Source organism: Aquiflexum sp. (assembly GCF_977115555.1).
In genome coordinates this window covers 1-11,805 of the sequence record NZ_CDSBKL010000100.1, presented here as the reverse complement: position 1 = coordinate 11,805, position 11,805 = coordinate 1, and the positions used below count along the sequence as shown (strand labels likewise).

Annotated in this window: 13 protein-coding genes; 4 read left to right on the top strand and 9 right to left on the bottom strand. The window is 40.7% G+C overall.

All coding sequences use genetic code 11. From position 1 onward, the window contains the following. Positions 1-54: 54 nt before the first annotated feature. Positions 55-1,149, bottom strand: coding sequence for a glycine cleavage system aminomethyltransferase GcvT (gene gcvT / locus ACZFYI_RS08225; protein WP_462523642.1), 1,095 nt, complete (start codon positions 1,147-1,149; stop codon positions 55-57). Between the two features lie 119 nt (positions 1,150-1,268). After that, complete coding sequence (locus tag ACZFYI_RS08220) at positions 1,269-1,595, bottom strand: HesB/IscA family protein (protein ID WP_462523641.1); 327 nt, start codon at positions 1,593-1,595, stop codon at positions 1,269-1,271. Positions 1,596-1,685: 90 nt separating this feature from the next. On the opposite strand from ACZFYI_RS08220, the gene mce reads away from it, so the two are divergent. The 4 genes from mce (at position 1,686) to ACZFYI_RS08200 (ending at position 4,000) form a co-directional block, all read left to right on the top strand. Continuing rightward, positions 1,686-2,090, top strand: coding sequence for a methylmalonyl-CoA epimerase (mce, locus tag ACZFYI_RS08215; RefSeq protein WP_462523640.1), 405 nt, complete (start codon positions 1,686-1,688; stop codon positions 2,088-2,090). 107 nt (positions 2,091-2,197) lie between these two features. Further along, positions 2,198-3,226: a thiamine-phosphate kinase gene (thiL, locus tag ACZFYI_RS08210; protein WP_462523639.1), complete on the top strand. Its 1,029-nt coding sequence runs from the start codon at positions 2,198-2,200 to the stop codon at positions 3,224-3,226. A gap of 160 nt (positions 3,227-3,386) precedes the next feature. Next, the gene (locus ACZFYI_RS08205; protein WP_462523638.1) at positions 3,387-3,644 is read left to right on the top strand and encodes a type II toxin-antitoxin system HicA family toxin; all 258 of its coding nucleotides are present in this window, start codon (positions 3,387-3,389) and stop codon (positions 3,642-3,644) included. Then, positions 3,641-4,000 (top strand): type II toxin-antitoxin system HicB family antitoxin, encoded by a 360-nt coding sequence (locus ACZFYI_RS08200; RefSeq protein ID WP_462523637.1) that lies wholly within the window; start codon positions 3,641-3,643, stop codon positions 3,998-4,000. The genes ACZFYI_RS08205 and ACZFYI_RS08200 overlap by 4 nt, the downstream gene beginning before the upstream one ends. A gap of 277 nt (positions 4,001-4,277) precedes the next feature. Here the strand turns inward: ACZFYI_RS08200 and ACZFYI_RS08195 are convergent, their stop codons facing one another. The 7 genes from ACZFYI_RS08195 to ACZFYI_RS08165 form a co-directional block, all read right to left on the bottom strand. Next, the gene (locus ACZFYI_RS08195) at positions 4,278-5,357 is read right to left on the bottom strand and encodes a bile acid:sodium symporter family protein (protein WP_462523636.1); all 1,080 of its coding nucleotides are present in this window, start codon (positions 5,355-5,357) and stop codon (positions 4,278-4,280) included. Positions 5,358-5,454: 97 nt separating this feature from the next. After that, on the bottom strand, positions 5,455-6,939 hold the full coding sequence (locus tag ACZFYI_RS08190; protein WP_462523635.1) for a mandelate racemase/muconate lactonizing enzyme family protein: 1,485 nt from the start codon (positions 6,937-6,939) through the stop codon (positions 5,455-5,457). A gap of 51 nt (positions 6,940-6,990) precedes the next feature. Next, positions 6,991-7,893, bottom strand: a complete 903-nt coding sequence (locus tag ACZFYI_RS08185; protein ID WP_462523643.1) for an RraA family protein — start codon at positions 7,891-7,893, stop codon at positions 6,991-6,993. Positions 7,894-7,963: 70 nt separating this feature from the next. Next, positions 7,964-9,244 carry a mandelate racemase/muconate lactonizing enzyme family protein gene (locus tag ACZFYI_RS08180; RefSeq protein ID WP_462523634.1) on the bottom strand — a complete coding sequence of 427 codons (1,281 nt, stop codon included), beginning with the start codon at positions 9,242-9,244 and terminating at the stop codon, positions 7,964-7,966. 52 nt (positions 9,245-9,296) lie between these two features. Continuing rightward, a complete protein-coding gene (locus tag ACZFYI_RS08175) occupies positions 9,297-10,583 on the bottom strand; it encodes a mandelate racemase/muconate lactonizing enzyme family protein (protein ID WP_462523633.1) in 1,287 nt (428 codons plus the stop codon). Positions 10,584-10,609: 26 nt separating this feature from the next. Next, positions 10,610-11,545, bottom strand: coding sequence for an RraA family protein (locus tag ACZFYI_RS08170; protein ID WP_462523632.1), 936 nt, complete (start codon positions 11,543-11,545; stop codon positions 10,610-10,612). Positions 11,546-11,622: 77 nt separating this feature from the next. Next, the coding region (locus ACZFYI_RS08165) for a SusD/RagB family nutrient-binding outer membrane lipoprotein (RefSeq protein ID WP_462523631.1) at positions 11,623-11,805 on the bottom strand (183 nt) is incomplete at its 5' end.

Genomic DNA, 11,805 nt, shown 5'->3' with positions numbered 1-11,805 from the left:
AAGAAGATTCTATTATATCACAGCACATCGTTAATGAAAAAACTTTTTTTATACTTATTTTTTGTACAAAGGGAATTTTTCCACTTTCGCCAAGAGGTTTTTGTTTCTGACGGTAATGGCTATATCCGTTCCCGGAGTAGCATATTCTGATTTAACATAACCCATCCCTATACCGACTCCCATAGAAGGTGTCATGGTACCTGAGGTCACCTCACCAATTGGTTCTCCTTCTAGGTTGACGATAGGGTAGTGGCCTCTTGGGATGCCTTTTTCTTGCAATATAAATCCTATCAACTTTCTTTCAACACCTGCTTCTTTCTGCTTTTTGAGGTTTTCGCTGTTGATAAAGTCTTTGGTGAATTTGGTTATCCAACCCAGTCCTGCTTCAATTGGAGAGGTCTCGTCATTGATGTCATTGCCATACAGACAATAACCCATTTCCAACCTTAAAGTATCTCTTGCACCAAGACCGATCGGCTTGATGCCAAATTCTTTTCCTGCTTCAAAAACCGCATTCCAAACTTTTTCTGCATCCTCGTTTTTCACGTATATCTCAAATCCTCCCGCACCTGTATAGCCTGTCCCTGAAATGATGACATCCTGTACTCCTGCAAAATCTCCGACTTTGAAATGGTAAAATTTGATATCTGAAAGGTTGACACTTGTCAGTGACTGCACCGCTTCTATTGCTTTAGGTCCTTGGATGGCAAAAAGGGAAATGCTGTCAGAGATATTTTCCAATTTGGCACCCATGCTGTTGTATTTGTTGATCCAATTCCAGTCCTTTTCAATGTTAGATGCATTGACTACCAACATGTATTCCTCTTCGCCGAATTTATAAACAATCAGGTCGTCGACGATTCCGCCTTTTTCATTTGGAAAGCAGGAATATTGGGCTTGGCCGACGACAAGTTTGGAAGCATCGTTGGAAGTCACCTTTTGGATGAGATCAAGGGCTTTTGGACCGGTAACTTTAAATTCACCCATATGTGAAACATCAAATACACCGACTCCCTGCCTCACTGTATGGTGTTCTTCAGTATCTGAAGAATACCTTACGGGCATATTGTATCCTGCAAATGGAACCATTTTGCCTCCCAAAGCGATATGGAGGTCATTGAGCTGTATTTTTTTGATGTTTTCTGACATATCAAGGGTTTATTTTCTTGTGGGCAAAGGTAACAATTGGGAGAAAAGATTTTTTACCACAAACAAAAAATGCTGATAAAACTTACCAGCATCTTTCTGAAATTTTCAATGTGTGTGGTTTATACCGAGAAACTTTCTCCGCATCCGCAGGTTCTAGAGGCGTTTGGATTTACAAATTGGAACCCTTTGCCATTCAAACCATCTGTAAATTCAAGAATTGTACCTGCCAGATAAAGCAGACTTTTTCTGTCTACCAATATCTTGATTCCTTTGTCCTCAAATACATGGTCAGTTTCAACCAAACTTGCATCAAAACCCAGGTCATACATCAATCCGGAGCAGCCACCACCTTTTACAGAAACCCTGATGTTTTCATTTTCAGTTCTTCCTTCTTCTTTTCTCAATGAAAGGATTCTTTCCTTTGCCTTTTCCGAAACAGTTATCATATCTTTAAGTATTAAATTCGATTTTTAAAGCATGATCAAAACATGCCTAAAGTTGAAATGATTCAATAACAAAGATAAAAAATTATTGATATGAGAAAAATTGAGCATCTTGGGATTGCTGTCCGTGACCTAAGAGAATCCAATGAACTGTTTTCAAAATTATTGGGAAGGGATAACTATAAAGAAGAATCTGTGGAAGGGGAAGGGGTAAAGACCTCTTTTTTTAAGATTGGTGAAACAAAAATAGAATTGTTGGAAGCGACTAGACCTGATAGCCCTATTGCCAAATTTATAGATAAAAAGTCTGAGGGAATCCATCATATTGCCTTTGATGTGGAAGATATCTATGCTGAAATGGAAAGATTGAAAGCAGAAGGTTTTGAAATCCTCAATGAAACTCCAAAGGAAGGTGCCGACAACAAAATAGTTGTATTTTTGCATCCGCGATCTACCAATGGGGTTTTGGTGGAGTTGTGTCAGGAGAAAAAAGGTTGAGAGAATTGAAAGATTGGAATACCGATTGCCATCGGGATGAAAATTGAAAAATTATCTAATCAGATGAAATTTAGAATTAGGATGCAGTTCCTATTTAAAACGATAACATGTCAGAAACAAGAACAGAAATAGGTGAAATAGGCGAATTTGGTTTGATTGACCACCTTAAAGAAGGTGTCACTATTAGGAATAATTCTACCATTTTGGGTATCGGAGACGATGCAGCCGTTATCGAAGCAGGAGATCATGTAAAAGTAGTGACTACTGATTTACTTTTGGAAGGTGTTCATTTTGATCTTTCCTATGCACCATTACCACATTTGGGGTTCAAGGCGGTAGCTGTCAATGTATCCGATGTTGCTGCAATGAATGCCATCCCAAAACAGATTACGGTCAGTATTGCTTTATCCAACAGGTTTTCGGTAGAAGCTGTGGATGCATTGTATTCAGGAATCAATGCAGCAGCAGAACACTATGGTATAGATGTGATAGGAGGGGACACCACAGCTTCACGGTCAGGTTTGGTTATTTCCATTACCGCTATTGGGGAAGCAAAGAAAGAGGAATTAAGCTTCAGATCGGGTGCCAAGGTCAATGACATCGTATGTGTTACCGGAGATTTGGGCGGTGCATTGGTTGGATTACAGATTTTGGAAAGGGAAAAGCAGGTATATCTAGCCAATCCCGATATGTCTCCTGAATTAGATGGCTATCAGTATGTCACTGGACGTCAACTTCGTCCGGAAGCAAGAATGGATATCATCCATGAACTGAAGGAAATGGACATTGTACCCACTAGCATGATTGACGTTTCTGATGGATTGGCTTCGGAGCTTTTTCATATCTGCAAAGCATCAGGAGTGGGAGTGACGATATACGAAGACAAATTACCGATCGACAAACAGACTTTCGATACCGCGGTGGAATTAAATATGGATCCGATCACTTGTGTGCTCAATGGAGGTGAAGATTATGAATTGCTCTTTACTATTGACCAAAAAGATTTCTCCAAATTAGAGAAACACCCCGATATCCATTTTATCGGACATGTAACAAAGGCTGAAGACGGAAAACTGATGGTGACCAAAAGCGGAACTGTAGTTTCCTTAAAGGCTCAGGGTTGGAAGCATTTTTAATCGCTACCTTTTTGTTATTTGTCATTTTGCTCTTCAGAATTTTAATCCTGGAGAGTTTTTTTATTCTAGTGTTTTTAGTTTAATTAAAATTGGACTACCTTACTTTTCAGATATTTTTAATGATTGATTAATTTGCAACCAAAAAACAGTTACATTTATAATGTCAAAATTGGATAAGTTAAAAGAAAGACTGCTTTCACGTCCAAAGGATTTTACATTTGATGAAATGGCGAGTCTTTTGAATAAACTTGGATACGAAGAAAGAAAGCTTGGTAAAACATCAGGGTCAAGAGTGGCTTTTTTTAGACTAGAAAGTCAATCAATAATTCGTATTCACAAGCCTCATCCAAGTAATATCTTGAAATTGTATGTAATTGACATGTTGATTGAAGTTTTAAAAAAGGAGGATTTAATATGAAAAATATCCTGAAACATGAGGGTTTTATCGGTTCAGTTTCATTCAGTGCTGAAGATGAAGTGTTTTTTGGTAGGCTTGAAGGGGTTGAAGATTTGGTGACATTTGAGGGCTCCACTGTGGAAGAACTTAAATTTGCATTCAAAGAAGCGGTAGAAGACTATATGTCAATATGTAAGGAGGTTGGAAAATCACCTTTCAAATCTTTCAAGGGAAGTTTTAATGTCAGGGTTCAACCAAAAATTCACCAAAAAGCTTTTTTTAAGGCTACAGAAATGGGTGTTTCATTAAATCAATTGGTTGAAAAAGCATTGGATTCTTTTTTATTCAATGTAGAAGAAATTGAAAAGCAAGAATGAAATTTTTAGAATTTTTAGGTTTCTTTTTGATTTCAATATTGTTAATTCTTATAGGGATTTACTTGTTAATAAATAATAATGCAATCATTGGAACAAAAAGAAATTTAGAATTAAATGTTGTTGGAGGACCCTTAATTATTTTTGTGGGACTTATATTTCTGTACGTTTCTTACCACAGCCTTTCTCCATTTGGTAAGTTTCGAAGATTTTTTGAGGGCAATAATTTTTTCAGAAGAAAGCGACAAAATTAGGATCATTCAATAAAGAATTCCAACAATCAATCCTTCGGCGGCTTTCGATGCCAATAAGAAGCCAACACAGATCCGGTGATATTCATAAAAGGTCCAAAGACAGCGGATGCCAAACCCACGGTGGCAATCTTACCCATTTCTTTGGCAATGCCTGAAGCCAAGCCGGCATTTTGCATCCCCACTTCCAAAGCCAAAGTCCTGCAATCACGCTCATTCATCCTGAATAATTTGGCAGCCCAATAGCCTAAAGTATAACCAGCCATGTTATGAAAAACAACAAGCAATATCAAAATCGGACCTATGTTCAACAAACTGTCACGGCCGGCCGCAGTGATGATGGTTATGATCAAAGCTATACCTATCATCGAAACCAAAGGCATGGCAGCGTCAAGCCATTTGACTTTGCCACTTAGAAATTTATTGAAAATTAAGCCTGCCCCGATAGGTATGATGACAATTTTGATGATATCCAAAACCATTTTCCAGACATCCACTTCGACAAACTCTCCGGCCAACCAACCCATTAAAACAGGCGTGACAAATGGAGCCAACATAGTGGTAAAAGCAGTAATGGTAATGGATAGGGCTAGGTTTGCTTTTGCCAGGAAGCTCATCACATTCGAAGCCATTCCACTTGGAGAGCAACCGATCAAAATAATTCCTGCTGCAATTTCTGGTGGAAAACCGCTCAGTTTGGCCAAAGCATAGCCAATAAATGGCATGATGGTAAATTGAAGCAAAATCCCGATAATCACTCCTTTGGGCATTTTGACCACTCCCGCAAAATCCCCCAAACTCATGGAAGTCCCCATTCCAAACATGATGATCTGAAGCAAAGGCACAATCAATCCGCTCAATTTATAATCTCCAACCTGTACAAATGTGATCGGGTAAAACATTGCAGCTGTGACACAGGCAAAGATCATGACTGTATAGGTAAACCCTTTTAGTTTGTCATATCCTCGAAACATGATTCCGATAGACATCAAAAAAAGAATCCAAAAAGGGCCTGAATTGCTTATTCCTTGAAAAAGTGTGATTCCTAAGGATAAGAGAAAAAAAATGACTGATAGAATGGTGGCGATTTTGATAACGGGATTTTTCAAGATAGTTTGGGCTAAATGGAAATACTATAATAGCAAAAATATCCGAAAACCAGGATTGCTCCCGGCTTTCGGATGGCACTAACACAATCAATCTATGTTAACTGTAAATACGGTCATGGGAACGTTTGGTATCCCACTCCGTAGTTGGGGCAAAGAAAGTTGAATCTGATTTGTGAAGATGCTGTTTCAGCACTTCTTCATTGAGTTCAATTCCAAGACCGGGAGAAGTCAATGGCACAGGTGCATAACCTTTGTCTATGATTTTATTTCCGTCAACCATGGTTACCATACTTTCCCACCATTCTAAATCCACAGAATGGTGTTCCAAGGACAGGAAGTTTTGTGTTGCTGCGGCACAATGGACGTTTGCCATGAATGAGACAGGGGTACCTGCCTGATGCATTGCCATTGCTATTCCATGCTCTTCCGCATAGTCACCGATTCTTTTGGTTTCTAACAATCCACCCGAAGATGCCAGATCTGGATGGATAATGTCTACTGCGTGGTTATGGATCAGGTCTTTAAAATTTGCCAATAAATAAATGTCCTCGCCCGTAGTCGTTGGAGTTTCCAATGCATCCGTGATGGTTTTATGCTGTTGGGTCATCTGCCAAGGTACCATATCTTCCAACCATGCTAGACGGTATTTATCCAAAGCTTTACCAAGTCGGATACAGTTATTCAGGTCGATATGGCCATAGTGATCTGTAGAAATCGGAATTTCATAACCTACCATCTCACGGACACTATGAACTATTTTTTCCAACTCGTCCAATCCCTTTTCGGTGATCTGGATTCCGGTAAATGGATGTGCAGTATTGCCATATGACATGAATGGTCCTGAGAATTGGTTTGGACTTTGCTTCAAAATCGTAGGATTGACCAATGCACCAGGCATATCCTTGATCTCATTGATGGAAACATCCATTTTCAGCCAAGTATAGCCTTGTACTTCTGTCCTGAATTTGATTTTTTCCTTTTGATCTTCAGGACTTTTTCCTTCAGGAGTATCTGCATAAAGCCTAACCGAATCTCTGTATCTACCACCAAGGAGTTGCCATGCAGGTACGTTGTATGCTTTTCCGCATAAGTCCCAAAGCGCCATTTCTACCGCGCAAACACCACCTGCCTGTCTTGCCGGACCGCCAAATTGCTTGATGATTTTGAAAATTTTCTCCACATTACATGGGTTTTCTCCAAGAATTCTACTCTTGAGCATAAGTGCGTATCTTGGATCTGCTGCATCCCTCACTTCTCCCAATCCATAGATTCCCTGATTCGTATAAATCTTAATGATGGCAGTTCCACCCATAACCGCTGTGTGGCAATAACGCATATCTGTGATTTTCAAATCAGAAGGAGCGGAGGCTTTTTGGACTTTGGAAGTGGTCTGTGCCATAGAGTCTTCGAAACTCAATCCCATGAGTGCTGTCAGAGACATGCCCCCCAATGCGGTTTTTTTCAAAAAGTCCCTTCTGTTTGCTTTGGTATCAATATGGTCGATTTCAGCCTGTCTTTGTAAAGCGTATTGCCGTTCCTGTTGTTTTTGATCCGAAATGATACTTTTTAAAGTGTTTTTCATGTTTTTAGGGTTTGATGTTATGGTTGTCTTTTAAAAAGCCTTTTTTAAGTTCTAATAATTTCTCTCTTTTAGGTAATTGTCCAGTTCCTGCTTGGTCATTGGGAGCTTTCCCGGGTAATTATTTAACCAATCCAAAAAGTCCTTTTTGATGGCCTCAGTCCACTCACTGTCGATTTCACCGGCAAGATATTTACCTTCCCTTAGTCGTTGATGCCCAAATTCATCCCTAAGGCCTGTAACCTCAGAAGTGATCACCAAATCCTCAACCAAATGAGCCGGGATAAAAATCACTCCATATTTTTTTGCCAAAACCACATCGCCGGGGAGGACTGTTGCCCTTCCAACCCTGATTGGGGCATTGATGGAAGTTAGCATCATTTGATTGATAAATGATGGGTCTTGGCCTTTGTGCCATGCATTGAAACCTTTGATTTCCGATAGTCCTTCTTCATCTCTTACAGAACCGTAAAAGATGACACCTCGCTGAGATTTTGCATATATGGAATTTCCAAGATTGTCACCAATCAATGTACCATCTGCGATTTTGCCATAGCCGTCAGCGACATATACATCTCCGTTGGTCAAGATATCGATGGGCCATGAATTGGTGCCTCCTTTCGGGGATCTACCTTCTTTGTTGACTCCTTGTTCCTTTACCTGATTTTGAAGGTCAGGTCTTAAAGGCATATATTGGGCTGTCACGACCCTACCAGTCATGGCTTCATTTTCTAGCATAATATACCAATTGCCTTCATATTGGTTATTATACCCTTTATTTCTGAGGACACCCCAAGCTTCTTCAATAGAGATGTTTTTCAATCTTCCAAGGATTTGATCAGAAACTTTAGGCCTTCCATCAGGGAGTCTTTCTCCTTTCCATTCAGAAGTCATCGCTTTGATATATTCAGGAGAGGAACCCACATTTTGTGCTTGGGTCATCCCTGCTGTAAGCATCAGGGTTATTCCCAAAATTATTTTGATAAATCTGTTTTTATGATTCATGGTTATTTGGTTTTTGTATATCTCATTCAAAAAACGGTACATCTTTTACAGCATATTTTTTCATTCCTTCTTCATTGATTTCTACACCGATTCCTGGTTTTTCGGATAAGGTGATGAAACTGTTTTCAGTCCGGGGACCATCGTAAGTCACGATATCTTTCCACAAATCGTCAGTATCCATGTAGATCTGCCATTCCATAATCTGGAAATTGGGAACTGAAGCGCATACATGGCAACTAGCCATAGCACCCAAGAAGGAGGCAACCATATGTGGAGAAAATGGCACATAGTACAGATTTGCCAGGTTTGCGATACGCTGTGCTTCACCTAATCCCCCAGCCTTTTGGATATCAGGCATGATGATGTCCACTGCTGATTCGGAAAGTAATCTTGTGAAACCATAAGCCAAATAAATATTTTCACCGGCGCAGATAGGAGTGGAAGTCTGGGAAGTGATGGATTTGTAAACCTCAGAGTTATCAGCAGGGATAGGTTCCTCCAGCCACATCAGGTTCAGGTCTTCATATAATTTAGCCATTTTTAGGCCTGTGACGGCATCATATCTCCCATGCATGTCGACACAGACATCAATATTTGGTCCCACTTCCTCCCGCACGGCAGCAATGGCATTGTACATCCTATCAATTTCCATGGGATTGGCGGTCCAATTGAACCTATCGTATTTGTTAGGATCTCTGCCGTCATCAACATCAAACTTAACTGCATTATAGCCCCGATTGACTGCGCCTCGGGCTGCATTGGCATAATCCTGAGGGGAAGGATTGGTAGAAGTGTAAAGGGCAGTATCGCAATAAACGCGGATTTTGTCCCGGAATTTCCCTCCTAAAAGCTGGTACACTGGTACTCCAAAAACTTTTCCTGTCAAATCCCAAAGTGCCGTTTCGATGGCTGTCATGACTGCGACAAAAACGCCTGATTGTGCGCCGCCAAAAAAAGCACCTTTTCTTAATTGTTCAGCGATTCTATTGGGATTGAGCGGGCTTTGTCCTTTGATCTGATTCCCCATTCTTTTGACCAAATGATAGGTACCGTGGATGGCATCGACTGCTTCACCGCATCCCCAGACATCTTGATTGGTATATATCTTGACATAAAGTGCGCCCCTGACATATCCACATTTTACATCTGTGATTTTCAGATCAGAAGGGTTTGAATAGGGTGATTGCCTGTCGACTGCAGCATTTAATCCTTGGCCAAAAGTGCTCAGTAATGCGCCACCAGTCAGTCCCGCTACCAATCCTTTCTGGATAAATGACCTCCTTGTGTCTTTGCTGTTTTTCATATTTTGGGATAAATAATTTTTTATGATCTATTATTTTTCAATGGCAAATTTTTCAAAAGAAAGGAACATCTGACACCGCATATTTCCTGATGGCTTCTTCATTTGGCGTGACACCAACTCCGGGTCGGTCTGTGAGATGGATATAGCCTTCTTTGATCAAGGGAGCTTCAATGATCAGTTCATCCCATTGTTTCCATTTGGAGAACCAATGCCATTCTAAACAAAGAAAATTGGAAATGGAAGCACAACAATGACAAGCGGCCATAGCGCCAAAAGGGGAGGCAACCATATGAGGAGCAACGGGAACATAGTACAAGTTGGCAAGATTTGCAATACGCTGACCTTCACCTATTCCCCCACATTTATGGAGGTCAGGCATGATGATATCTGCGGCTTTTTTCTCAAGGATTTTTCTGAAATCATGTGCCAAATACTGGTTTTCACCGGTACAAATCGGTGTAGTGGTCTGACTCGTAATCTCTCTCAAACTATCTAAGTTCTCAGCAGGAATCGGTTCTTCTAAAAACATTAGTTTGAACTGTTCCATTTCTTTGGCCATTCGGATACCTGATGGCAAGTCATACCTTCCATGTGCATCCAGACAAAGATCCATGTTCATTCCAATGGCTTCTCGTACAGCTGTAATCTGCTTCACCATTCGGTCAATCTCTCCATTGGAAGCTGTCCTGTTAAATTCATCTTGTTTTGAAGGATCTCCGGCCCAGTCCAAATCAAATTTGATAGCCGAAAAGCCTGCGTTTTTAACTTCCATTGCACTTGCCGCCATGTCTGCAGGGCTTTCAGAACTGCTGGCACTGTCACAATAAAGCCTGATTTTATCCCTGAATTTTCCGCCCATTAGACGATAAACCGGTTGGTTCATAGCTTTACCTGCTAAATCCCAAAGTGCAATTTCAATCCCTGTGAGCACAGCAACATACATTCCTCCCTGTGCCCCTGAGAAGTGTCCCCTTCTTAATATCTGTTCAACGATTTTATTGATATCCAATGGATTTTGTCCTATCAAAAACTGGGTCATATTGTCCCATCCCTCTGTTCCGGTAGCTACCCCATAAGTGCCCCTTACTGCATCCATCGCCTCTCCATATCCTGTGATTCCTTGATTGGTGGTCAGTTTGACAAACATATGGGTGCCATGACCCTTCATAAAAGCTGTTTTGACGCCAGTGATTCTAAGGTCAGAAGGGTTCGAGTACTTTGGTCCCCGGTCCACTGCTGCAATAAGTTCAGATCCGAAACTTGGGACCAAAGTCGCAGTGGCAAATCCTGCCATCAGTCCTTTTTGAATAAATCCCCGCCTGTTATTGTCAGTTTTCATGGTTGTGAATTTTGAGTTCTATAAGGCTACCAGGTTCTTTTCTTCAGAATTTCCTGAATCTGCTCTCTTGGAATTGGTAGTTCATCAATGTGTTCATTGAGCCATTTAGAAAAATCCCTCTCTATATCATCTGACCATCTGGTATCGATCTGACCTGCAGTATAAATGCCTGCCCTCAATCTTTCATGCCCAAACATGTCTCTGAGTCTGACTACTTCAGAAGTGACCACAACTTGTTCTACAAGGTGGGGAGGAATAAAGCTCACTCCACCATCTCTTCCCAAGACTACGTCTCCTGCCATGACAGTTGCCTGACGGATTTTTGTGGGTTGGTTGATTCCTGTCAGCATGGTATTGAGATTTCCCTGTTGGTTGTGATGGGAAGGGTGATAGCTTGTATAGTATGAAGTAAATCCTCCAATTTCTTTGAGTCCTGTAACGTCCCTGATAGCACCGTCATAAACAATTCCATTTCCGGTTTTGGCATAGATGGCATTTCCAACGTTATCTCCAATGGTAGGGCCGTCGACTTGGATTCCAAATTGGTCAACCACATAGACATCACCCTTCGTCAGGATATCTACAGGCCAAGAATTCTGACCTCTTTTACCCTGTTTTTTTCCTCTTTCATCTATCGCATCATGGATATCCGGACGACCTGGAAGAAATGTTGCAGTGACAGCCCTTCCGATAAGGATGCTGTCGGGATTTATGGTTTGCCAACCGTCAGCATATTGGTATTTATACCCGGCATTCTTCATCACAGCCCAAGCTTCATCATGGGTGACAAGCCTCATTCTCTTTAAAAGGTCATCAGAGACTTTTGGTCTTCCATCTTCAAATCGTTCTCCTTTCCATTCACGTGTTAGGTAAATCAATTCTTCTTTTGAGATTTGTTGTGCCTCTATTCCAAATACAATTAGAAAAAGGCAAGCCAACACAGGGAATATTTTCCTAGTCATTATTGATAAAATTAAATTGAATTAAGGATTTTATGAAGAAAATGAAGGTCCGGAAAGTACCGAACCTTCATTGGATTTTACTTATGCCACCAAACCTTCGTTTCTAGGTCATCTGGACCTTGAGAAGAGATGGCTTCTCCTACATTTTCAGAATTTACTGAAATCTCAGAGTTAGGATAAGTAAGTCTATTGATAAACAAAACTTCTCGGCCAGGAAATGGATTGGCAGTAAGTGTAGGGAATCCAGATCGGCGGAAGTT

Excerpts from the sequence above, each read along its gene's own strand:
- gcvT (WP_462523642.1), bottom strand. The coding sequence starts at position 1,149 with ATGTCAGAAAACATCAAAAAAATACAGCTCAATGACCTCCATATCGCT.
- ACZFYI_RS08220 (WP_462523641.1), bottom strand. The coding sequence starts at position 1,595 with ATGATAACTGTTTCGGAAAAGGCAAAGGAAAGAATCCTTTCATTGAGA.
- mce (WP_462523640.1), top strand. The coding sequence starts at position 1,686 with ATGAGAAAAATTGAGCATCTTGGGATTGCTGTCCGTGACCTAAGAGAA.
- thiL (WP_462523639.1), top strand. The coding sequence starts at position 2,198 with ATGTCAGAAACAAGAACAGAAATAGGTGAAATAGGCGAATTTGGTTTG.
- ACZFYI_RS08205 (WP_462523638.1), top strand. The coding sequence starts at position 3,387 with ATGTCAAAATTGGATAAGTTAAAAGAAAGACTGCTTTCACGTCCAAAG.
- ACZFYI_RS08200 (WP_462523637.1), top strand. The coding sequence starts at position 3,641 with ATGAAAAATATCCTGAAACATGAGGGTTTTATCGGTTCAGTTTCATTC.
- ACZFYI_RS08190 (WP_462523635.1), bottom strand. The coding sequence starts at position 6,939 with ATGAAAAACACTTTAAAAAGTATCATTTCGGATCAAAAACAACAGGAA.
- ACZFYI_RS08185 (WP_462523643.1), bottom strand. The coding sequence starts at position 7,893 with ATGCTTACAGCAGGGATGACCCAAGCACAAAATGTGGGTTCCTCTCCT.
- ACZFYI_RS08180 (WP_462523634.1), bottom strand. The coding sequence starts at position 9,244 with ATGAAAAACAGCAAAGACACAAGGAGGTCATTTATCCAGAAAGGATTG.
- ACZFYI_RS08175 (WP_462523633.1), bottom strand. The coding sequence starts at position 10,583 with ATGAAAACTGACAATAACAGGCGGGGATTTATTCAAAAAGGACTGATG.
- ACZFYI_RS08170 (WP_462523632.1), bottom strand. The coding sequence starts at position 11,545 with ATGACTAGGAAAATATTCCCTGTGTTGGCTTGCCTTTTTCTAATTGTA.